General features: G+C 62.9%; 19 protein-coding genes. 2 read left to right on the top strand and 17 right to left on the bottom strand.

The window, feature by feature from the left end:
• Positions 1-6: 6 nt before the first annotated feature.
• Complete coding sequence (locus CQ13_RS11695; protein WP_057843048.1) at positions 7-1,689, bottom strand: glutamine--tRNA ligase/YqeY domain fusion protein; 1,683 nt, start codon at positions 1,687-1,689, stop codon at positions 7-9.
• Positions 1,690-1,829: 140 nt separating this feature from the next.
• On the opposite strand from CQ13_RS11695, the gene gltX reads away from it, so the two are divergent.
• Positions 1,830-3,254 (top strand): glutamate--tRNA ligase, encoded by a 1,425-nt coding sequence (gltX, locus tag CQ13_RS11690; RefSeq protein ID WP_057843047.1) that lies wholly within the window; start codon positions 1,830-1,832, stop codon positions 3,252-3,254.
• 163 nt (positions 3,255-3,417) lie between these two features.
• Positions 3,418-4,719 carry a citrate synthase gene (gene gltA / locus CQ13_RS11685; RefSeq protein WP_057843046.1) on the top strand — a complete coding sequence of 434 codons (1,302 nt, stop codon included), beginning with the start codon at positions 3,418-3,420 and terminating at the stop codon, positions 4,717-4,719.
• 151 nt (positions 4,720-4,870) lie between these two features.
• On the opposite strand, the gene lpxB is transcribed toward gltA, so the two are convergent.
• The 16 genes from lpxB to CQ13_RS11605 form a co-directional block, all read right to left on the bottom strand.
• Entirely contained in the window at positions 4,871-6,034 is a 1,164-nt protein-coding gene (gene lpxB, locus CQ13_RS11680) for a lipid-A-disaccharide synthase (RefSeq protein WP_057843045.1), read from the bottom strand.
• Positions 6,035-6,057: 23 nt separating this feature from the next.
• Positions 6,058-6,915, bottom strand: coding sequence for an LpxI family protein (locus CQ13_RS11675; protein ID WP_057843044.1), 858 nt, complete (start codon positions 6,913-6,915; stop codon positions 6,058-6,060).
• Positions 6,916-6,934: 19 nt separating this feature from the next.
• Complete coding sequence (gene lpxA / locus CQ13_RS11670; RefSeq protein ID WP_057843043.1) at positions 6,935-7,738, bottom strand: acyl-ACP--UDP-N-acetylglucosamine O-acyltransferase; 804 nt, start codon at positions 7,736-7,738, stop codon at positions 6,935-6,937.
• A gap of 174 nt (positions 7,739-7,912) precedes the next feature.
• The gene (locus CQ13_RS11665) at positions 7,913-8,266 is read right to left on the bottom strand and encodes a hypothetical protein (protein ID WP_057843042.1); all 354 of its coding nucleotides are present in this window, start codon (positions 8,264-8,266) and stop codon (positions 7,913-7,915) included.
• 212 nt (positions 8,267-8,478) lie between these two features.
• Positions 8,479-8,838, bottom strand: coding sequence for a histidine phosphatase family protein (locus tag CQ13_RS11660; protein WP_057843041.1), 360 nt, complete (start codon positions 8,836-8,838; stop codon positions 8,479-8,481).
• Positions 8,835-9,293, bottom strand: a complete 459-nt coding sequence (fabZ, locus tag CQ13_RS11655; RefSeq protein WP_057843040.1) for a 3-hydroxyacyl-ACP dehydratase FabZ — start codon at positions 9,291-9,293, stop codon at positions 8,835-8,837. The genes CQ13_RS11660 and fabZ overlap by 4 nt, the downstream gene beginning before the upstream one ends.
• Complete coding sequence (lpxD, locus tag CQ13_RS11650; RefSeq protein ID WP_057843039.1) at positions 9,293-10,360, bottom strand: UDP-3-O-(3-hydroxymyristoyl)glucosamine N-acyltransferase; 1,068 nt, start codon at positions 10,358-10,360, stop codon at positions 9,293-9,295. Before lpxD ends, fabZ begins: the two co-directional genes overlap by 1 nt.
• Positions 10,361-10,487: 127 nt before the next feature.
• Complete coding sequence (gene bamA / locus CQ13_RS11645) at positions 10,488-13,055, bottom strand: outer membrane protein assembly factor BamA (RefSeq protein WP_057843038.1); 2,568 nt, start codon at positions 13,053-13,055, stop codon at positions 10,488-10,490.
• Positions 13,056-13,228: 173 nt separating this feature from the next.
• Positions 13,229-14,404 carry an RIP metalloprotease RseP gene (gene rseP, locus CQ13_RS11640; RefSeq protein WP_057843037.1) on the bottom strand — a complete coding sequence of 392 codons (1,176 nt, stop codon included), beginning with the start codon at positions 14,402-14,404 and terminating at the stop codon, positions 13,229-13,231.
• A 43-nt stretch (positions 14,405-14,447) separates the two neighbouring features.
• Positions 14,448-15,671, bottom strand: a complete 1,224-nt coding sequence (gene dxr / locus CQ13_RS11635) for a 1-deoxy-D-xylulose-5-phosphate reductoisomerase (RefSeq protein WP_057843134.1) — start codon at positions 15,669-15,671, stop codon at positions 14,448-14,450.
• Between the two features lie 4 nt (positions 15,672-15,675).
• Positions 15,676-16,464 carry a phosphatidate cytidylyltransferase gene (locus tag CQ13_RS11630; protein ID WP_430649681.1) on the bottom strand — a complete coding sequence of 263 codons (789 nt, stop codon included), beginning with the start codon at positions 16,462-16,464 and terminating at the stop codon, positions 15,676-15,678.
• Between the two features lie 56 nt (positions 16,465-16,520).
• Complete coding sequence (locus tag CQ13_RS11625; protein ID WP_057843035.1) at positions 16,521-17,276, bottom strand: isoprenyl transferase; 756 nt, start codon at positions 17,274-17,276, stop codon at positions 16,521-16,523.
• 42 nt (positions 17,277-17,318) lie between these two features.
• Entirely contained in the window at positions 17,319-17,882 is a 564-nt protein-coding gene (frr, locus tag CQ13_RS11620; protein WP_057843034.1) for a ribosome recycling factor, read from the bottom strand.
• Between the two features lie 71 nt (positions 17,883-17,953).
• Complete coding sequence (gene pyrH / locus CQ13_RS11615) at positions 17,954-18,670, bottom strand: UMP kinase (protein WP_057843033.1); 717 nt, start codon at positions 18,668-18,670, stop codon at positions 17,954-17,956.
• Positions 18,671-18,739: 69 nt separating this feature from the next.
• Positions 18,740-19,666 carry a translation elongation factor Ts gene (gene tsf / locus CQ13_RS11610; RefSeq protein WP_057843032.1) on the bottom strand — a complete coding sequence of 309 codons (927 nt, stop codon included), beginning with the start codon at positions 19,664-19,666 and terminating at the stop codon, positions 18,740-18,742.
• Between the two features lie 132 nt (positions 19,667-19,798).
• Positions 19,799-20,797, bottom strand: coding sequence for a 30S ribosomal protein S2 (locus tag CQ13_RS11605; protein WP_057843031.1), 999 nt, complete (start codon positions 20,795-20,797; stop codon positions 19,799-19,801).
• Positions 20,798-21,148: the final 351 nt, after the last annotated feature.

The following is a 21,148-nucleotide window of genomic DNA, read 5'->3' as shown; positions in this document are numbered from 1 at the left end:
TTGACCTCACCCCTTCCCGCCGACTTCCTTGGCAAACGTGTCGCGCAGCCCAATCGTGCGGTTGAACACCGGCTTGCCCGGCGCGGAATCCTTGTCGCGGACGAAATAGCCCTGCCGCTCGAACTGCATCACCTCGCCCGAATTGTCTGATGCGACCGACGGCTCGACCCGCGCCTCGGGCAGCACCTCCAGCGATTCCGGGTTGAGATCGGCGGCAAAATTCGCCGCACTCGGGCTCGGATTCGAGAAGAGCTGATTGTAGACGCGGATTTCCGCCGGTACCGAATCCTTGGCCGACAGCCAGTGCATGGTGGCCTTGACCTTGCGGCCGTCAGGGGCGTTGCCGCCCTTGGTCGCGGGATCGTAGGTGCAGCGCAGTTCGACCACTTCGCCGGCGTCGTTCTTGATGACGCCGGTGCATTTCACGAAATAGGCGTAGCGCAGCCGCACCTCGTTGCCCGGCGACAGGCGGAAGAATTTTTTGGGCGGGTTCTCCATGAAATCGTCGCGCTCGATATAGAGCTCGCGGCCGAACGAGATTTTGCGCGTGCCCGCGGCCGGATCGTCAGGATGGTTGACGGCCTCGAGCTCCTCCGTCTGCCCTTCCGGATAATTCTCGATCACGACTTTCAGCGGCCGCAGCACCGCCATCCGCCGCTGCGCCGTCTTGTTGAGGTGCTCGCGAATGCAAAATTCCAGCATGCCGACATCGACCACGCTGTTGGCTTTCGCTACGCCGATACGCTTGACGAATTCGCGCACCGCCGCCGGCGGCACGCCGCGGCGCTTCAACCCGGCAATCGTCGGCATGCGCGGATCGTCCCAGCCGGAGACGTGACCATCGCGGACGAGCTGTGTCAGCACGCGCTTCGACAAGAGCGTGTAAGTCAGATTGAGGCGGGCGAATTCGTACTGGCGCGGCTTTGACGGCACCGGCAGCTTGTCCAGCAGCCACTCATAGAGCGGGCGGTGGTCCTCGAATTCCAGCGTGCAGATCGAATGCGTGATGCCTTCGATGGCGTCCGACTGGCCGTGGGCATAATCGTAGCTCGGATAGATCGACCATTTGGTGCCGGTGCGCGGATGCTCGGCATGGAGGATGCGGTAGAGCACGGGGTCGCGCAGGTTGATGTTGCCGGCCGCCATGTCAATCTTGGCGCGCAGCACGCGGCTGCCGTTCGGAAACTCGCCGGCCTTCATGCGTCGGAAGAGGTCGAGGTTTTCCTCCACCGTGCGGTCACGAAACGGCGAGTTCTTGCCGGGTTCCGTCAGCGTGCCGCGGTTGATACGGATTTCCTCCTGCGACTGGTCGTCGACATAAGCATAGCCCGCCTTGATCAGGCCCTCCGCCCAGTCATACAGACGATCGAAATAGTCGGAGGCGTAATAGAGATCTGTTCCCCAGTCGTAGCCGAGCCAGTGCACGTCGGCCTGGATGGAATCGATATATTCCTGCTCTTCCTTGGTCGGGTTGGTGTCGTCGAAGCGCAGATGACACTTGCCTCCGAACTCCTGCGCGATGCCGAAATTGAGGGCAATCGACTTGGCATGGCCGATATGCAGATAGCCGTTCGGCTCCGGCGGAAATCGGGTCACGATCCGGCTGTGCTTGTCGGAAGAGAGATCGGCCTGGACGATGTCGCGGATGAAATCGCGCCCCGCCTCTGCCGTTACCGGTTCTGTGGTCATCCTGAGTTCCTGTTAGGGATTGGCGAACCTTCTGCCAAATTCGCCCCTGTGAGCCAAGCCCACTTTGCCACCGGCCCGGGCTTTAGTTATGCATCGTTCCTGCTATACACCACCGCCGTTCACCGCTCACGCGCTTGGTAATGACTGAACCCGTCGTCACACGCTTCGCCCCCTCGCCCACCGGCTTCCTCCATATCGGAGGGGCCCGGACCGCGCTGTTCAACTGGCTCTATGCCAAGAAGCGCCGCGGCAAGATGCTGCTGCGGATCGAGGACACCGACCGCGAGCGCTCCACGGAAGCCGCCATTGCCGCCATCCTGGATGGGCTGAAATGGCTCGAGCTCGACTGGGACGGCGACGTCATCCATCAGTTCAGCCGCGCCGCCCGTCATCGCGAAGTGGCCGAGCAGCTGCTCGCCAGCGGCCAGGCGTACCGCTGCTACGCCACCGCGGAGGAGCTGACCGCGATGCGCGAGAAAGCGCGCGCAGAGGGCCGCACGCGCCTTTATGACGGGATGTGGCGAGATCGTGATCCGGGAGAAGTGCCCGCCGGCATGAAGCCGACCATTCGCCTGAAGGCCCCGCAGACCGGCGAGACCGTGATCGAGGATCAGGTGCAGGGCCGCGTGGTCTGGCAGAACGAAAACCTCGATGACCTCGTGCTGCTGCGTGGCGACGGCAATCCGACCTACATGCTGGCTGTCGTGGTCGACGACCACGACATGGGCGTGACCCATGTCATCCGCGGCGACGACCATCTGATCAACGCCGCACGCCAGAAGCAGATCTATGATGCGCTCGGATGGGACATCCCGAACATGTCCCATATTCCGCTGATCCACGGGCCCGATGGTTCAAAACTGTCGAAGCGCCATGGCGCGCTCGGTGTCGATGCCTACCGCGCCATGGGATATCTGCCGGCGGCGCTGCGCAATTACCTAGTCCGGCTCGGCTGGAGCCATGGCGACCAGGAGATTTTCTCGACGCAGGAAATGATCGATGCGTTCGACCTGCCCGCGATCGGGCGGTCTGCTGCACGCTTCGATTTCGCCAAGCTGGAAAACCTCAACGGCCACTACATCCGCCACGCCGATGACGGCGCGCTGGTGTCCCAGTTCGAGAGCGTTCTGGACTATGTGCCCGATGGCGCCGAGTTGAAGGCAAAACTCAACGACACCACCCGCGCGCAATTGCTGCGGGCGATGCCGAGCTTGAAAGAACGCGCCAAGACGCTGATCGAGCTGATCTCGGGCGCCTACTTCATCTTTGCCGACCGTCCGCTCCAGATCGAGCCGAAGGCCTTGGCTCTGCTGACGCCGGAAACCCGGGCGCTGATCGGTCAGCTCCGCACCGCGCTGGAAACCGTGACCGACTGGCATGCCGAGACCACCGAATCCGCCATGCGGAATTTCGCGGAGCAGAACAACCTCAAGCTCGGCGCCGTCGCCCAGCCGCTCCGGGTGGCGCTGACCGGGCGGACGACTTCGCCCGGCATTTTCGACGTTTTGGCAGTCCTGGGGCGGGAGGAATGTCTGGGTCGGCTAGCTGATCAGGCGGCCGGCTGAAGCCCCTACCTTATGCGGGTTTCCGGCCATCTTGCAGTGCACAGGGCAATAAGCTAACCCATTTGCCGCCGCCTCCAGACAAGCCGGCCTCCTTGCTTGTGCCCCGGAAAATGGCACCAGGGTCAGGCGCGGTTTTCGCAACGATTTCATCGGGGACTTCACGATGGACGCAAAATCCAGCAAGACTGCAACGCTCACGGTAGGCAACAAGACCTACGATTTCCCGATCCTCAGCGGCACGGTGGGGCCAGATGTCATCGACATCGCCAAGCTCTACGCCCAGGCCGGGATGTTTACCTACGACCCCGGCTTTACCTCCACCGGAAGCTGCCAGTCGAAGATCACCTATATCGACGGCGACGCCGGCGTGCTGGAATACCGCGGCTACCCGATCGAGCAACTCGCCGAACAGGGCGATTTCCTCGAGACCTGCTACCTCCTGCTCTACGGGGAACTTCCGACCAAGGCCCAGAAGCAGGATTTCGACCACCGCGTGATCCATCACACCATGGTTCACGAGCAGATGGCCCGCTTCTTCCAGGGTTTTCGCCGCGACGCCCATCCGATGGCGATCATGGTCGCTGCCGTCGGTGCGTTGGCCGCGTTCTATCACGATAGCACCGATATCAACGATCCGAAGCAGCGCATGATCGCGTCGATGCGGATGATCGCGAAGGTGCCGACGCTGGCCGCGATGGCATATAAATACACCGTCGGCCAGCCCTTCATGTATCCGAAGAACACCCTCTCCTTTGCCGAGAACTTCCTGCACATGTGCTTCGCAGTGCCTTGCGAGGACTACAAGATCAATCCGGTGCTGGCTGACGCGCTCGACAAGATCTTCATCCTGCACGCCGATCACGAGCAGAACGCCTCGACCTCGACGGTGCGCATCGCCGGCTCGTCCGGCGCCAACCCCTTCGCCTGCATCGCCGCCGGCATCGCCTGCCTGTGGGGCCCGGCGCATGGCGGCGCCAATGAAGCGGCGCTGGCGATGCTCGCGGAGATTGGTTCGGTCGACAAGATTCCGGAATTCATCGCGAAGGTGAAGGACAAGAACAGCGAAGTCCGCCTGATGGGCTTTGGCCACCGCGTCTACAAGAACTACGACCCGCGCGCCAAGATCATGCAGAAGATGTGTCACGCCGTGCTGGCCGAGACCGGCCATGGCGACGACCCGATGCTGAAGGTGGCGCTGGAGTTGGAAAAGATCGCGCTCAACGATCAGTACTTCATCGACCGCAAGCTCTACCCGAACGTCGACTTCTATTCAGGCATCACGCTGAAGGCGATGGGCTTCCCGACCTCGATGTTCACCGTGCTGTTCGCGGTCGCCCGCACCGTCGGCTGGATCAGCCAGTGGAGCGAGATGATCGAGGACCCGCACCAGAAGATCGGCCGTCCGCGCCAGCTCTATACCGGCGTCGCCCGCCGCGATTACGTGGCGATGGACAAGCGGAAGTAAGCGACGTCGCTTACGCCAATTCGGAAAGCCGGATGCGATCATCGCGTCCGGCTTTTCTGCTTTTTCGTAGGATGGGTGGAGCGCAGCGATACCCATCGCCAGTGTATGCCGCGATTGATGGGTATCGCTTCGCTCCACCCATCCTACAATCCTACCCCTGCCGCGCCTTGTGCATCGTCGCCAGCACGATATCGGCGGCGCGCACGCTGGGCGGCTGGTTGCCGGTCGACATGATGCCGTCGATTTTGCCGAATGCTTCGAGTTGCTTTCGACGCAGCTCGCTGTCGCCCAACGCCTCGCGCAGCGCGGCTGCGAGCTTTTCCGGCGTGCAGTTCTCCTGCAGGAACTCCGGCACGACATTCTCGCCGATCACGAGATTGGCCAAGATCACCGAGTTCACCTTGATCGCCCGCCGCAAGATCCAGGCTTCCACAGCGCCGGTCCGGTAGGCCGTCACCATCGGCACGCCAGCCAACGCCAGTTCGAGCGTCACGGTGCCGGATTTGGCGAGCGCTGCATGCGCGATCCGGAATGCGGCCCGCTTCTCCTGCTCGCCGATGACGACCTGGGGCTGCACCGGCCAGCCCTTCACCGCATCTACGACCGCCTCCTGCAGGTGCGGCATGGTCGGCAGCACCAGTTCGAACGGCGTGCCCTGCTCCTGCAGCAGTCCCACCGCCTGGCCGAATACCGCCATGTGGTGACGAATTTCGCTGCGGCGGCTTCCCGGCAGCACCAACAGCACCGGCGGCGATTCCGCCCGTCGCCTGGTCTCATCGGCATTCGGCCGCAGCGAGGTCAGTTGCTCGGTCAGGGGGTGACCGACATAGGTGCAGGGAGGGCCGTGCAGCCTGCGATAGGCCTCGGGCTCGAACGGCAGCAGCGCCAGCACGTGATCGACGTATTTCAGCATCGCGCGCGCCCGGCCGGGCCGCCAGGCCCATACCGAGGGCGACACATAATCGACGATCGGAATCTTGGGATTCTTGGCGCGCACACGCCTCGCGACACGATGGGTAAAGTCGGGGCTGTCGATGATGACGAGAATATCGGGCGATGCCTCCGTCACCACGATAGCCGTTTCCTTGATCAGCCCGAGGATCTTCGGCAGTTCCTTGACGACTGCGGCTAGCCCGATGATCGAGAGTTCTTCAATCGGAAACAGCGACTCCAGGCCTTCACGTGCCATTGCGCGGCCGCCGACGCCCTCGAACTGTACCGCATCGCCAAGGCGCTGGCGCAGCACTTTCATCAAGCTGGCGCCGAGGCGATCGCCGGATTCCTCCGTCGCGATCAGAAATATCCTCCGCTCCATCCCGGCGGTCGCGCGAGGCGGCGTCACGCGGGCAAGCCCTGAACGAACAGACCGGCGCTATCGGCGGCCTCGATCATGGCTTGCGAGTCCGCTGCAATCGTATGGCCGGCGATCACGGCAATGCCGGCGAGCCCGGCGCTAGCTGCGCCTTCGATGGTTTTTGCGCCCACGGCCGGCAGGTCGAAGCGCAAATCCTGCCCGCTCTTCGGCGCCTTCACCAGCACGCCGCGGCCGGATTTGGCGCGAATGCGCCCCGCCTCGCGCAGCCTCGCCACCCGCGCCAGCAGCCCATCGGTGCCCTCGATATCCTCGACCGCGACCACATGGCCGTCGATCACGACCACGGCCTGCCCGATGTCGAACGGACCGAGCGCGCCGAGCACCTCCCGCCCCTTGGCAATATCGGCGGCGGCGGCGGCATCCGGCATGGCGCGGGCAATTTGCCCCTCTGGCATCAGAACGTCCGGGGCGACATCCCTGATGCCGACCATCCGGAAACCGTCCTGTTCGAGGATGCGGCCGATCCCCGACAACAGGTGATCGTCGCCGCCGCGAAACGCCGCCCAGACGCGGCCGATCACGCGGATCGTTCCCCAGTCCAGCCTGATTTCCGAGAGCGCAGGCCGCAGCAGCGTACCGATGAAAATCAAGTCGCGGCAGCCCTCACTACGGAACAGCCTTGTCGCGCGGCCGAGTTGTCCGACCGAGATCCAGTGATGGCGGAAGCGGCCGACGCGATCCGGATCGCAGGCGCCGCGCAGCGCGAACAGCACTGGCGCCAATCCCCGCGCGGCAAGCGACTCCGCCACCGCGAACGGCATCGCGCCGCCGCCTGCGATGACGCCGACGGGCGATGAAATGTCGGAAGCCGCTGAGATCATGGCTGCGGCGATCCCGTCATCAAGGTTTGTTGCCGTCGCCGGCGGGAAGGCAGAGCGGACGAAGTTTACCGTCGCCGATGAAGGCGAGGATTTCGGCGATCGCCGGATCCTCTCCAGCCATCGGCTGCACCGCATTCAGCCGCTCGGCAAAAATACCAGGCCCGTGAAACAGCTTTTGGTAGAACGAGCGCACCTTGGCGAGCCGCTCCCTGGTGAACTTGCGGCGCTTCATGCCGATGATGTTCAGCCCTTCGAGACTGGCATATTGTCCATTGGCGAGCCCGAACGGAATGATGTCGCCGCGGACGCCGCAGACGCCACCGACCATGACCTGCGGCCCGATCCGCGTGAACTGATGCACGGCCGAGAGCCCGCCGATGTAGACGAAATCGCCGATCTCGCAATGACCGCCCAGCGTTGCAGACGTCGCGAAGATAACGTCGCTCCCCACGACGCAATCATGGCCGACGTGGCTGTTGTTCATGAAGTAACCGCGCGCGCCCACCCGCGTGAGGCCGCCGCCCTTCTTCGTTCCGATATTCATCGTTACACCTTCGCGGATGGTGCATCCCTCGCCGACCTCGAGCCGGGTCGGTTCACCGCGATAGCTGAGGTCCTGCGGGGGGCCTCCCAATGCAGCAAACGGGTAAATGACACAGCTATCGGCGATGGTCGTATGCCCCGCCACGTTCACATGCCCGGTCAACTTGCAGTTCGCGCCGATGGTGACGTTCGGCCCGATGATGCAATAGGGACCGATTGTCGTCCCCTCGCCGATCACAGCGCCATCCTCAACCCGCGCGGTTGGATCGATCGTACCCATCAAGCAGCCCAGCCATCGATTGCGCGCGAATATCTCGCGTTTTCCGGTGGTTAGCGCGGCATTTCAATGCTGTCTAGTGACGTATGATTACGTCATGTGTCGGGCGCGCAACGCCTGCAAGATTCCCATCCGCTGCCGCCCGTCTCCCCAGCCGAAGGCCGAGACAAGCCGTCGCTATGTCATGCTGCCGGGCAGGAAGCAACGGATCGAAATCCCGAGTGAGTCCTTCATCGGCCACACCATGGTTCGGCCGGCGCGATTGGGCTCGGTAATCACCGCATCGTCGGGGACATCGATCCACTGGCCCTCGAGCCGCACGCGGTAATGACCGTCCTTGGATTCCCAATCGACATCGGCGACAACGGAGCCATCAGCGTCGGAGCAACATGGCCCCTTTCCGCTCCTGAGGCTGTCGAACCACGACTTGAGCGGGGATTTGGCGTAGCGACCGTCATCGCGGGCTACGGCATGTCCGCCGAGAACAATAGCTGCGCCTAGCAGTGCAACACCGACCCAGAGAGACTTCATGCGGCCATCCGCCAACAGATTTCCCACGGTATCTATAAAAGCTGCTGGGCCGGCTGAAGTTCCATCAACACGTCACAATTAAAGCTGGACCGATCCACGGTCGAACGGTGTCCTGCTAAAGCGTTTGGGGTGGACACCGGTTCGCGTCAAGAAAACGCGTCAAAACAAGAATCTAAAGCCCGGTTCTGATTCAATCAGAACCGAAAAAGACTCTAGCTGCCGGTCTGAGCAATCCATTCGCCAGGTTGTACGCGCGCGACCAGGACGGCCGGGCCCGAGCCACCGGTCTTGTAGACGAGCGCCTCGCCCTCGCGGATATCGCCAAATTCCTTTCCGAAGGCATCGGCGACGTTGGTCTTGTGCGTCACCATCACATTATTGACGCCGGCTTTCAGAGGCGCATTGACGAGATCGCGGACGGCGCGCCCAATTTTAGCGTTCTTGCCGTCGGGGTTCGCCATCGCCGACACACTGCCGGCGCCGCTGTCGGTCAGGGCGTCGACGGGAGACACGTCCTTGCCGCTGAGCAGCTTGCCGGTCTTTGTGTGACGGGTAAATTCAATCCGGCTCAATCCGTCAGCATCGCGCCGACGTCGGCTTCCGCAACCACGGCACCATTTACCTTGGCGTCGCCGTGAAACCACCACATCGCCTTACGGCGGCCGATCGAGCGCATGTGGTATTCGATAGTGTCGCCGGGCATCACCGGCTTGCGGAATTTGCACTTGTCGATGGTGAGGAAATAAACCGCGCGCGGCTTTTCAGTGCCTTCGACCGACTTGATGCCGATCACGCCGGCGGTCTGCGCCATGGCCTCGATCATCATCACGCCGGGATAGACCGGACGTTCGGGGAAATGGCCGAGAAACGGCGGCTCGTTGAAGGTAACGTTCTTGATGCCGATGCCGCTGTAATCGGTCCGGATATTGATCACCCGATCGATCAGCAGCATCGGATAACGGTGCGGGAGCGTCTTGAGGATCTCGTTGATGTCCACAAGCTCGAATCTGACCGGTGCCTCCTCCATCACTCGCGCCCTTCGCCTTTCGGATCGACGGCGCCACCCTGCACCAGCCGCTCCACTGCAATAATCTCCTTGAACCACTGCTTGGTCGGCTTTGCAAAGAAACCGCCCCAGCGGCCGTTGGGCGGAATGTCGTCCTTGACCCCGCTCATCGCTGTCACCTGCGCGCCATCGCCGATCTTGAGGTGGTTGTTGATGCCCACCTTGGCGCCCAGCGCGACGTTGTCACCGATCGTCAGGCTGCCCGCGAGCCCGATCTGGGCCGCGAGCAGGCAGTGCCTGCCGATGGTCACATTGTGGCCGATCTGGACCTGATTGTCGATTTTGGTGCCCTCGCCAATCACCGTATCCCGCAGGCTGCCGCGGTCGATGCAAGTGCCGGCGCCGATTTCGACATCGTTCTGGATCAGGACGCGACCGGTCTGGGGCACCTTCAGATGGCCCTCGGGGCCGAAAAAAATGAAGCCATAACCGTCCTGGCCGATGCTGCAGGCGGGATGGATCAGGACGTTGTTGCCGATCAGGGCGAACTGGATAGCGCTGCGCGCACCTACATTGCAGTCGCGGCCGATTTTGACGTCGGCGCCGATCACCGCGCCGGCACCGATTACGGTGCCAGTACCGATCTCGACCCGCGGGCCGATCACCGCGAGCGGATCGACGATGACGCCGTCCTCGAGATGGGCGGACGGGTCGATGATCGCCGATGGCGCGATGCCGTCATTGTCGAACCATGATTGCGGGCGGAGCGCATCGGCGTGCCACTCGCGCGCCAGCTTCATGAAGGCACGGAACGGCTGGGCCGCCCGCAGCACCGCCACATGGGCGGGCACCTGGGCCTCGAAACGCGGGCTGACCAGGCAAGCGCCGGCATTGGTCGTCTTGAGCTGATCGGCGTATTTGAGATTGTCGAAGAACGTCAGATGCATCGGACCGGCTTCGTCGAGCGAAGCGAGGCCCCTAATCACATCACCGTCCCGCGCAGGATTGACCAATACCGCTCCCGTCAACGCGGCCAGCTCGGCCAGCGTTGAGGAAGGAGGCTGTTTGAAGAATATCGGCTGCGCCATTTCACCCGTTGCAGTCCGGCCGCCATTCACACCGGAGAGCCGGCTCCGACGAAACGGAGCCGAACCCTCCTCTTATTCCTTGGTGTTCTCGTCACGCGGACCTTAGTCCATTTCGCTTCAAGACACCTCAGAACGATGTGCCACCGCCAAACTTGAATTCCTGCACGCGGTCAAACTGGCCCTTCGTAAGCGGAACCGCATAGTCGAAGCGGAGCGGACCGAAGGGCGAGGCCCAGATCAAGCCGACACCCACCGAGGTGCGAACGACGTTGCCGTTGTCGTACTGCAATCCCAAACAAGTTCCAGGATTAGCCGCAGTCGTCGCCGTCGCCTGCGTCGGCGGGATGCAGCCAGGCACATTGACCTCGCCCGTTGCCGCCCATGACGTCGGACCCTTGTAGTCGAACAGTCCGCCAGCGTCGGCATAGACCGAGCCCTTGAGCCCAACTTCCTTCGGCAGGAACCAGAACGGCATCTGCAATTCGAACGACGCGCCCCAGTACTTGGTGCCGCCGAGCGCGTCACGCGTGCCGAACGGGTTCAAATCGCGCGGACCAATACCATTCGGCGCAAAACCGCGCACCAGGTTCGGGCCCATCTGGAAGTGATCCAGCATGCGCAGTTCACTGCCACCGAACTGGTTGAGAATACCGCCCTGGAGATGGATCAGGCCAACGATATCGGCAACCAGCGGGGTGTAGTACTTCGCGTCGATTGCCGACTTGATGTAGCTCACGTCGCCGCCGACACCGGCAAAGTCCTGCTTCCAGTCGATCAGCAAGCCGTCGGTCGGGTTCTTGTTGTTGTCCAGCGTGTTGTAGTTCAGCGAATAGCCAACAGACGAGGTCAGCGCCTTGCCGCTCTGCAGTTCCCTGCGGACCGGCAGCGAGGCTTCACCGTCGAAGTAGCACCACAGGCCCTGGCCGGAGACGTCAGTGGCGGTTTGGCCCCCTGACGTTATCGATCCGCCCGCGGGCGCACCGACCAGATTCGCAAATGCCGGCGACGGGTTGAACGCGAGCAACGAGTTCGCCGAGTTGTTGTTACAATTCGCGAGCGCGTTCGGCAGCGAGATTTCCTGCTGGTAGATCGAGTAGCGCAACTGGAGCGCGAGATCTTCGCGCAGAGTGAAGCCGAGCCGCGGGCTGAAGCCCAGCGTCTTGGTGCCGTACGCGATGTAGCTGTTGGCGAGCTGTTCACGATAGAACAGGTCGAGGCCAAGCGCGACGCGGTAGTCAAACAGATAGGGATCGACGAACGACAGCGAGCCGCCACGCGCGTACTGGCCGTAGGTCACGGCAGCCTTCGCATAGAGGCCGCGGCCCAGGAAGTTGCGCTCGGAGATACTGACTTCGGCCAGCGCACCGTCCGTGGTCGAATAGCCGCCCGACACCGAGAAGTCGCCGGTCGATTTCTCTTCGAGATCGACGATCAGGATCACGCGATCGGTCGACGAGCCGGGCTCGGTCAGAATCTTCACGCTCTTGAAGAAGTCGAGGTTCTTCAGCCGGCGCTCGGCGCGATCGACCAGGGCACGGTTGTAGGCATCGCCTTCGGACAGATCGAACTCGCGGCGGATCACGTAGTCGCGGGTACGGGTGTTGCCGCGGACGTTGATGCGTTCGATATAGGTTCGCGGGCCTTCGTCGACGGCGAACACGATCGAAACCGTGTGCTGCTCGAAATTGCGATCGCCGCGCGGACGCACTACCGCAAAGGCGTAGCCGCGCCGCGAAGCCTCGATCTGCATTTCCTCGACGGATTTCTCCAGCGCCTCGGCGTTGTAAACCGAGCCGACACTGACGCGCGAGAAGCTGCGCATCGAGTTGGCATCGAGGGTCGGGATGGAGGTCTGGAAATCGACAGAGGCGACGCGATATTGCTGCCCCTCGTCGATCTTGAAGGTGACGAGGAAGCCCTTCTTGTCGGGGTCATACTCGGTCAGCGCGGCGACCACCTGCACGTCGGCGTAACCGTTCTTGAGGTAGAAGCGACGAATCAGATCGCGGTCGGCCTCGACGCGGTCGGGATCGTAGACGTCGGCGCCGCCGAGGAAGCTCAGAAGGTTCGATTCGCGCGTCTTGATGACGTCCTTCAGCCGATAGGACGAATAGGCGACGTTGCCGATGAACTCGATCGACTTGACGCCGGTCTTGCTGCCTTCGGTGATCGTGAAGATCAGGTCGACGCGGTTGTTCGGCTGCTCGATGATTTCCGGGGTGACGCGCACGTCATAGCGGCCGGAGCGCCGGTAGATTTCGGCGATGCGCTGGGCGTCCGACTGAACCATCGGGCGCGAGAAAGTACCGCGCGGCTTGGACTGGATTTCAGCTGAAAGCTGCTCGTCCTTGACCTTCTTGTTGCCTTCGAAGGCGATGCGCCCGATCACGGCGTTTTCGACGACGGTCACGACCAGCCGGCCGCCGACCTGGTTGATTCGCACGTCCTGGAACAGGCCAGTCTCGATCAGCGCTTTCAGGCCATCGTCAATCTGGGCTTGGCCGAGGCGGCCGCCGGGGCCCGGCTTGAAGTAGGAGCGGATGGTCTCGACCTCGACACGCCGGTTCCCTTCAACGACGATCGACGCCGCGGTCTGGGCCGCAGCCGGCACAGACACCAACGCGCCCCCCATCGGCGCGGCCATCATGATCAGAGCGGCCAGCAGACCCCCCCGCACTCGCATTCCCAACATCATGCGCAACGCGCCCTCGTCATTGCACTGCCGGCTCGTACCCCTACGAACCGGCAGAATCCCAAAGTTGCATTGCTTGTAGCCAATTTCGACAGGGGGGCAAACCAGACATCGCGATGCGATTCCAATTTCATTCCAAGACGTTGCCAAAGGGCAACGTCATAAAAAAGCCGCTTCTACGACCTCCCGAACAGCCCCTTCAGCCAGGGCACCTGATGGAAGTCGTTATAGAAGGCGAACACCATCAGCATCAGGACCAGAACCAGCCCGACTCGGAACCCGTATTCCTGGGATTTCTCCGACAATGGACGCCCGCGGAGCACCTCGGCCGCATAGAACATAAGGTGACCACCATCGAGCAAGGGCACCGGGAACAAATTCAATAGCCCGATCGAAATCGACAGCACCGCCGCCAGATGCAGCAGCGGAATGATTCCCAAGGTTGCCACCTGCCCCGAAATCTGCGCGATCCGAATCGGCCCGCCGATCTGGTCCGCACTCGCCCGGCCGGTAAAAATGTTACCGATATAGGCGAGCGTCTGCTCGATGACGAACCAGGTTTCCTTGATTCCGAGCCAGAATGCCGTCGCCGGATCGACCTTCTCGGTGGTCACCTCGCCCGGCGAGGTCGCACGGGTAATGCCGAGAATCCCGAGCCGCTGGGTGTTTCCGAACGGATCCTTCACCTCGCGCAGTTCCGGCGTGCCCTTCAATTCAAGCGTGGAATCACCCCGCTTGACGGTGAAGGTCATGGTCTCGCCGGCGCGAACGCTCACGAAGCGTTGCATGTCCGAGAAGCTGCCAATCTTCTTGCCGTCGATGGCGGTGACGACATCGCCGACCTGAAAGCCCGCCCGCTCGGCGGCGCTGCTGGCTTCGATCTTGTCGACGCGTGCAGTCGTGCTCGGCTTGCCGAAGAAAGTGAAGAGACAGGTGAAAATGACGATCGCCAGAATGAAATTCGCGATCGGACCGGCGGCCACGATGGCTGCGCGCGCGCCGACTTTCTTGTGATGGAAGCTGCCTGCGCGCTCTTCGTCGCTCATGCGGGCGAGCGATTCGGCCGATGCGGGCGTCGAGGCCTCCGATTCGTCGCCGAAGAACTTCACGTAGCCGCCTAGCGGGATCGCGGAGATCTTCCAGCGCGTGCCATGGCGGTCGTTGAAGCCGGCAAGTTCCGGCCCGAACCCGAGCGAGAACGTCAACACCTTCACGCCCGCCCAGCGGGCGACCAGGAAGTGGCCGAGTTCATGAAAGAACACGACGATGGTCAGAACGAACAAAAAGGGAATGATGTAGCCGATGAGCCCGTGGCCCAACGTACTGAAACTGCTTAAAAAAAACTCTGACATCAGGTTCCCCTCGACAAGAGCCGATGGCTCCGTCCCCAACCCTCTAGGATGCCTTTAAGGCAATTTGAGGCAATAGGGAGGCGGCTCGATTTCGCGCGTTATGGTCAACGGAGATCGCGTCGTCCGCCGAGCTCAAAGGCGCAAGGTTCCCGGCACGAATCCAATCGTTGATGGTGGCTTCGACGAGGCGCGCGATCGATCCGAATTTGATCTTTCCGGCAATGAACGCCGCCACCGCCACCTCATTGGCGGCGTTGAATACCGTGGTCGCGCCACGTCCTGTACGTAACGCCTCATAGGCCAGCCGCAAGCCCGGGAACCGCTCGAAGTCCGGCGCCTCGAACGTGAGCTGGCCGATTTTTGCGAGGTCCAGCCTGGCCGACGGGCCAACGATTCGATCGGGCCATCCAAGGCAGTGCGCGATCGGGATGCGCATGTCGGGCGCACCGAGCTGCGCAACCACAGAGCGATCGGAGAATTCGACCATGCCGTGGATGATCGACTGCGGATGCACGAGGACGTCGATTTCGTCGGCCGAAAGCGCGAACAGATAGGAGGCTTCGATGACTTCGAGACCCTTGTTCATCATCGAGGCCGAATCAATGGTGATCTTCTGGCCCATGCTCCAGTTCGGATGCTTCAAGGCCTGCTCAAGCGTCGCCTGCTCGATGTCGGCCGGCGCCCAGGTGCGGAACGGGCCACCGGATGCGGTAATGATCACGCGCACCAATTCCTCGCGATTGCCGGAAGAGAGCGCCTGAAACAGCGCGTTGTGTTCGGAATCCGCCGGGAGGATGCAGGCGCCGGCCTTCGCCGCGCGCTGCATGAAGAAATCGCCGGCACACACCAGGCATTCCTTGTTCGCCAATGCGACGGCGGCGCCGCGGTCGACCGCAGCGAGCGCGGGCTTCAGCCCGGCCGCGCCGCTCACCGCCGCCATCACCCAGTCGGCGGGACGCGCGGCGGCCTCGATGATCGCGCTTTCGCCGGCGCCGCATTCGATGTTCGTGCCTGCCAGCGCATCCTTCAGTTCGCCAAGGCGCGCGGGGTCGGCGATCGCAGCGAACCGTACACCGAATTCCTTCGCGAGCCTGGCCAGCGCTTCGACATTGGAATTCGCGGTCAGCGCCTCGACCTGATAGCGGTCGCGCGCACCGCGCAGCAGGTCCATGGTGCTGTCGCCGATGGAACCGGTGGCGCCCAGCACCGTGACGGTGCGCGCATCCGACCAAACGGCCTTGTTGTTACGCAATGGAACTGCGCTCATCGTTTCACCAAACCATAAGACCGCGACCGACGCCATCGGCGCCGCCCCGCAGAAAGCCGAAAAGTGCCGCCACGACAACGGCTGCGACAAACCCGTCCAGACGATCCATTAGTCCGCCATGGCCGGGGATGATGTGACTTGAGTCCTTTACGCCAAAACGGCGCTTCACGGCGGATTCGAAGAGGTCGCCGAGCTGCGAAACGACCGAAAGGGCCGCCGAAAGCACCAGCAGCGGCCCCACTTTGCCGAGACCAAAGGCGGCAAATCCGCCTGCCACGGCCAGACTGGCGGCAAAGCCGCCGACGGCGCCGGCCCAGGTCTTTTTCGGGCTGACGCGCGGCCACAGTTTCGGCCCGCCAATACCGCGGCCCGCGAAATAGCCGCCACTGTCAGTCACCCACACAATCAGCAGCACGAACATCAGGGCGGCAAAACCCTTCGTGGAATCCAGACGCACCAGCACCGAGGCAATCTCGGCCGCCGCCGCGTACAGAAATCCGGCCGCCGCCCAGTTTCGCCGCTCCGGCGCGATCGACACAACCGCGACAAAGCCGATGCCGAGCACGGTCAGGGCGGCATCGAGCCGGCCGATCGCAAAGCAAACCCCGCCCAGCGCAAGCGCGGCCACGCCCGGGACGATCACACGCGTTGCCCCGGCGAGGCCCACGATCGCGAGCCATTCGACGAACAGACCGATGGCCGCCAGCGTCACCAGCGCGGCCCACAGCCACCCGCCCGCATAGGCGATGGCGACTGCAAGCGGGATTAGCACCGCGGCAGCGGCGATACGCATCACGAGATTGCGTGAATCGGGCGCGCTTGCTGCCGCCGGCGAGGGCTCGGGGTCGGTCACGATCCGGTTTTCGCAACCAGACCGCCGAAACGGCGTTCCCGTCTGGCATATTCGGCAATGGCGCTTTCGAGCGCAGCCTTGTCGAAATCCGGCCAGTGGATCGGCACGAACACAAGTTCGCTATAGGCCGCCTGCCACATCAAGAAGTTCGACAGCCGCTGTTCGCCGCTGGTGCGGATGATCAGGTCGGGATCGGGAATGTCAGGTGCATCAAGATAGCGGCCGAGCGCATCGGCATCGATCGAGGCGGGATCGCGCTTGCCCTCCGCGACTTCACGCGCCAGCCGCTGGGCAGCGCCGGCGATTTCCTGGCGCGATCCGTAATTGAACGCGACCACGAGATTGAGCTTGGTATTGGCTCTCGTCAGTTCCTCGGCCTCGTTCAAGAGCGTGCAGATATCGGGCTCCAGCCCTTCTCGTTCGCCGATCACGCGCACGCGCACGCCGTCGCGGTGCAGCGTCGCCAGATCGTTGCGGATGAAGCGGCGGAGCAATCCGAAGAGATCGCCGATTTCGGTCGCCGGCCGCGACCAGTTTTCGGAGCTGAACGAAAAGATCGTCAGATAGAGCACGCCGAGTTCATGGGCAGCGCGAACGACGCGGCGCAGCGCCTCGACGCCGCGACGGTGGCCTTCGGCGCGCGGCAAGCCGCGCGCTGCCGCCCAGCGCCCGTTTCCGTCCATGATGATCGCCACATGCAACGGGACGGAGCGATCCGGTCCTTCCGTAGCGGGGGCAGCGGCGTTCGGCATTATCTGAATTCCAGGGCCAGTCTCAACTCGTAAACGTTGCGATCAAACGGTGAGGATTTCCTTTTCCTTCGCCGCCAGCAACTGATCGATTTCCGCAATCGTTCCGTCGGTCGCCTTCTGCACCTCGTTGGCGAGCCGCTCCTGATCGTCTTCGGAAATCTCGTGATTCTTCTCGAGCTTCTTGACGATATCCAGGCCGTCGCGACGGACGTGGCGAACGGCAACTTTGGCGGCCTCGGCGTATTTATGCGCGACCTTCACCAGTTCCTTGCGCCGTTCCTCGTTAAGCTCGGGAATCCGCAGGCGCAGCACCTGTCCTTCGGTCGCGGGCGAGAGGCCGAGATTGGAATCGACGATCGCCTTCTCCACGGCTTTCACCATCGACTTGTCCCACACCTGGACGGAAAGTAGCCGCGGCTCGGGCACGCTGACGGTGGCGAGCTGGTTGAGCGGCATGTGCGAGCCGTAGGCCTCGACCTGCACCGGCTCCAGCATGGACGCTGCCGCGCGGCCGGTCCGCAAGCCACCGAGCTCGTGCTTGAGCGCATGGGTGGCGCCTTGCATGCGGCGCTTCAATTCGTTGATGTCAAAACCGGGCGTGGGCATAACGCTCTCCCCTCCTTGGAAAATTAGCCGCTGGCGTCTTGAAGCCGCGGTTCGAAACTGCAACCGGCATATCAGCCGGCAACCACCGTGCCGTGGCCGGTCCCGCGCAGGATCGCGCCGATCGAGCCCGGCTCGGCGATCGAGAATACGATGATAGGCAGTGACGTCTCGCGGGCAAGCGCGAATGCAGTCGCGTCCATCACCTTGTAGTCGCCGGCGATCGCCTGCGAATGCGTCAGCCGATCAAAACGCTTGGCGGACGGGTCCTTTTTGGGGTCGGCGCTGTAAACGCCGTCGACATTGGTGGCTTTGAGCACCGCCTGCGCCCCGATCTCGGCCGCCCGCAACACCGCCGTGGTATCGGTGGTGAAGAATGGATTGCCGGTTCCACCGCCAAGCAGGACGATTCGTCCATCCGCGAGATATTTGTGCGCTGCACTGCGGGTGAACAGCTCGGAAATCTCGGGCATCACAAAAGCCGATAAGGTCCGCGCCGGGGCTCCCTTGCGCTCGATGGCGGCTTCCAGCGCCAGGCAGTTCATCACGGTGGCGAGCATGCCCATGGTGTCACCGGTCGGGCGCGAAACGCCGCGCGAGGACACTTCCACACCGCGAACGATGTTGCCGCCGCCAATCACGACCGCCACCTCGACGCCGAGCTTGTGGGCCGCGATCAGGTCGTCGGCGATGCGGTCAACGGTAGGCTGGTCGATGCCGAAGAAATGGCTACCTGCGAGATACTCGCCTGAGAGCTTGATCACGACGCGACGATAGACCGGCTCAGCCATTGCTTACGCTTCCCTCTCCCGCGCAGGCGACTTCCGGCGCATTTGCGCCGGAAGACTTGACCGCAGCGGTTACTTCTTGCCGCTGGCCGCCGCGACTTCGGCTGCGAAATCGGATTCCTGCTTTTCGACTCCCTCGCCGAGCATATAGCGCACAAATCCGGCAATCTTGACAGGCCCACCGAACTTGCCTTCGGCTTCCTTCACCGCCTGCGCGACCGACTTGCCCTTTTCGTCGTGGATGAACGCCTGCTCCAACAGGCAGACTTCCTTGTAATAGGTCTTCAGGCCGGACTCGACGATCTTCTCGATCACGTTTTCCGGCTTGCCCTGCTGGCGATACTTGTCGGCCAGCACGTCCTTTTCGCGCTTCACGATCTCGGGGTCGAGGCCGGATGGATCCAGCGCCTGCGGATTGGTCGCAGCCACATGCATCGCAAGCTGACGTCCGAGATGCGCGAGTTCATCGGTCTTGCCGGTGGATTCAAGCGCGACCAGCACACCCATCTTGCCGGCGCCATCGATCACGGCGCCATGGACGTAGCTCGACACCACGCCCTTGCCGACCTCGAGCGAGGTAGCACGGCGCAGCGTCATGTTCTCGCCGATGGTGGCGATGGCGTCCGAAATCGCGGTTTCGACGGTGACGCTGCCGACCTTTGCCGCCTTGATCTTCTCGACGTCGGCGCCGACGTCGAGCGCGACCTGCGCGATCATCTTGACGAGGCCCTGGAACTGCTCATTGCGGGCGACGAAATCCGTCTCGGAATTGACTTCGACCACGACGCCCTTGACGCCCGAGGTAACCGCGCCGATCAGGCCTTCGGCCGCGACGCGGCCGGCCTTCTTCGCGGCCTTCGAGAGGCCCTTCTTGCGCAGCCAATCCTGGGCGCCCTGCATGTCGCCCGCGGTTTCGGTGAGCGCTGCCTTGCAGTCCATCATGCCCGCGCCGGTCGACTCGCGCAGTTCCTTGACCATTGCCGCAGTGATCGTTGCCATCGTCGAATATCCTTCTTGCCTGTGGCTGCGGGCGCGCCGCGCGCTTTGCGCCGTGCCGTCGTCAGCTACAGGGAATGCCGTATCTGGGGAGCAGGACCGGTGGCCGGAAGACCCGGCCACGCGGCCAACCAATTATTCCGCTTCCGCGGTCAGCGTCTTGGCCTGGGCGACCCAGGCATCGGCCCGGCTCGGAAGACCAACCTCTTCACCGATCTTGTGCGCGGTGTCGTGGTCGAGTTCGGCAAGCTGCCAGTAATGGAAGATGCCGAGGTCGTTGAGCTTCTTCTCGATCGTACCCGACACGCCAGTGAGCTTCTTGAGGTTGTCGGCAGTGCCGCGCGGACCGGCCAGTCCCTGGAAGCCGGTCGGCTGGGGCGCTGCCGGAACTTCCTCGCGAACCGGCTGAACGGCGGCGCCGATATCGATGCCGGAATCGCCCTGCGCGCGCGAAATGCCGTCGATGGCGGCGCGGGCAATCAGGTCGCAATACAGCGAAATGGCGCGGCCGGCATCGTCATTGCCCGGCACCACGAAGGTGATGCCCTTCGGGTCGGAGTTGGTGTCGACGATCGCGGCAACGGGAATGTTGAGCCGCTGCGCTTCCTGGATCGCGATGTCTTCCTTGTTGGTGTCGATCACGAAGATCATGTCAGGAAGACCGCCCATGTCCTTGATACCGCCGAGCGAGCGGTCGAGCTTGTCGCGCTCGCGCTGCAGCGTCAGCCGCTCCTTCTTGGTGTAGGAGTTGGCCTCGCCCGACGACAGCACCTCATCGAGGTGACGCAGGCGCTTGATCGATCCCGAAATCGTCTTCCAGTTGGTCAGCGTGCCGCCGAGCCAGCGCGAATTGACGAAGTACTGCGCCGAGCGCTTGGCCGCCTCGGCAACGCCGTCCTGCGCCTGCCGCTTGGTGCCGACGAACAGGATGCGGCCGCCCTTGGCAACCGTGTCGGAAACCGCCTGCAGCGCGCGATGCAGCATCGGCACGGTCTGGGCGAGGTCGATGATGTGGATGTTATTGCGGGCACCGAAAATGTAATCCGCCATCTTGGGATTCCAGCGGTGCGATTGATGGCCAAAGTGGACGCCAGCTTCCAAGAGCTGACGCATGGAAAAATCGGGTAGCGCCATAGTAATAGTTCTCCGGTTGGTTCCTCCGGAAACGTGTGAGCAAACGAGCCTGACTGGCCCGGTTGCCACCGGACGGCCTTTGAGAGCCATGTTTCCGTGTGAGATGGCGCGCTATATAGCCGGATTCCAGCCAGAAGCAAGGAAATACGGCCGGCTTGTCGGTCTTCCCGTCCCGCGATTTAGGGCCGCTACGGCCAGACCCGGGATCTGGCCGGCTAATGATCAGCATCGGCCCGGCAGGCACCCCCTGGCCGCGGCCGCCGGAGCCGGCGCCGCACGCGGCGCAGCCATCGGCGGCGGTGCGGCCATACGCGCGGGTGGCGGGGGTGGTGCGGCCATCCGCGGCGGCGG

It is taken from the genome of Bradyrhizobium retamae, from assembly GCF_001440415.1.
Taxonomy (GTDB): Bacteria; Pseudomonadota; Alphaproteobacteria; order Rhizobiales; family Xanthobacteraceae; genus Bradyrhizobium; species Bradyrhizobium retamae.
Note: the sequence above shows the minus strand (reverse complement) of the source record. Positions and strands in the feature narration are given on the sequence as shown.

Excerpts from the sequence above, each read along its gene's own strand:
- CQ13_RS11695 (WP_057843048.1), bottom strand. The coding sequence starts at position 1,689 with ATGACCACAGAACCGGTAACGGCAGAGGCGGGGCGCGATTTCATCCGC.
- CQ13_RS11605 (WP_057843031.1), bottom strand. The coding sequence starts at position 20,797 with ATGGCGCTACCCGATTTTTCCATGCGTCAGCTCTTGGAAGCTGGCGTC.
- CQ13_RS11665 (WP_057843042.1), bottom strand. The coding sequence starts at position 8,266 with ATGAAGTCTCTCTGGGTCGGTGTTGCACTGCTAGGCGCAGCTATTGTT.
- gltX (WP_057843047.1), top strand. The coding sequence starts at position 1,830 with ATGACTGAACCCGTCGTCACACGCTTCGCCCCCTCGCCCACCGGCTTC.
- lpxB (WP_057843045.1), bottom strand. The coding sequence starts at position 6,034 with ATGGAGCGGAGGATATTTCTGATCGCGACGGAGGAATCCGGCGATCGC.
- gltA (WP_057843046.1), top strand. The coding sequence starts at position 3,418 with ATGGACGCAAAATCCAGCAAGACTGCAACGCTCACGGTAGGCAACAAG.
- bamA (WP_057843038.1), bottom strand. The coding sequence starts at position 13,055 with ATGATGTTGGGAATGCGAGTGCGGGGGGGTCTGCTGGCCGCTCTGATC.
- lpxA (WP_057843043.1), bottom strand. The coding sequence starts at position 7,738 with ATGGGTACGATCGATCCAACCGCGCGGGTTGAGGATGGCGCTGTGATC.
- fabZ (WP_057843040.1), bottom strand. The coding sequence starts at position 9,293 with ATGGAGGAGGCACCGGTCAGATTCGAGCTTGTGGACATCAACGAGATC.
- lpxD (WP_057843039.1), bottom strand. The coding sequence starts at position 10,360 with ATGGCGCAGCCGATATTCTTCAAACAGCCTCCTTCCTCAACGCTGGCC.
- rseP (WP_057843037.1), bottom strand. The coding sequence starts at position 14,404 with ATGTCAGAGTTTTTTTTAAGCAGTTTCAGTACGTTGGGCCACGGGCTC.
- pyrH (WP_057843033.1), bottom strand. The coding sequence starts at position 18,670 with ATGGCTGAGCCGGTCTATCGTCGCGTCGTGATCAAGCTCTCAGGCGAG.
- CQ13_RS11630 (WP_430649681.1), bottom strand. The coding sequence starts at position 16,464 with ATGCGTATCGCCGCTGCCGCGGTGCTAATCCCGCTTGCAGTCGCCATC.
- frr (WP_057843034.1), bottom strand. The coding sequence starts at position 17,882 with ATGCCCACGCCCGGTTTTGACATCAACGAATTGAAGCGCCGCATGCAA.
- CQ13_RS11625 (WP_057843035.1), bottom strand. The coding sequence starts at position 17,276 with ATGCCGAACGCCGCTGCCCCCGCTACGGAAGGACCGGATCGCTCCGTC.
- dxr (WP_057843134.1), bottom strand. The coding sequence starts at position 15,671 with ATGAGCGCAGTTCCATTGCGTAACAACAAGGCCGTTTGGTCGGATGCG.
- CQ13_RS11675 (WP_057843044.1), bottom strand. The coding sequence starts at position 6,915 with ATGATCTCAGCGGCTTCCGACATTTCATCGCCCGTCGGCGTCATCGCA.
- tsf (WP_057843032.1), bottom strand. The coding sequence starts at position 19,666 with ATGGCAACGATCACTGCGGCAATGGTCAAGGAACTGCGCGAGTCGACC.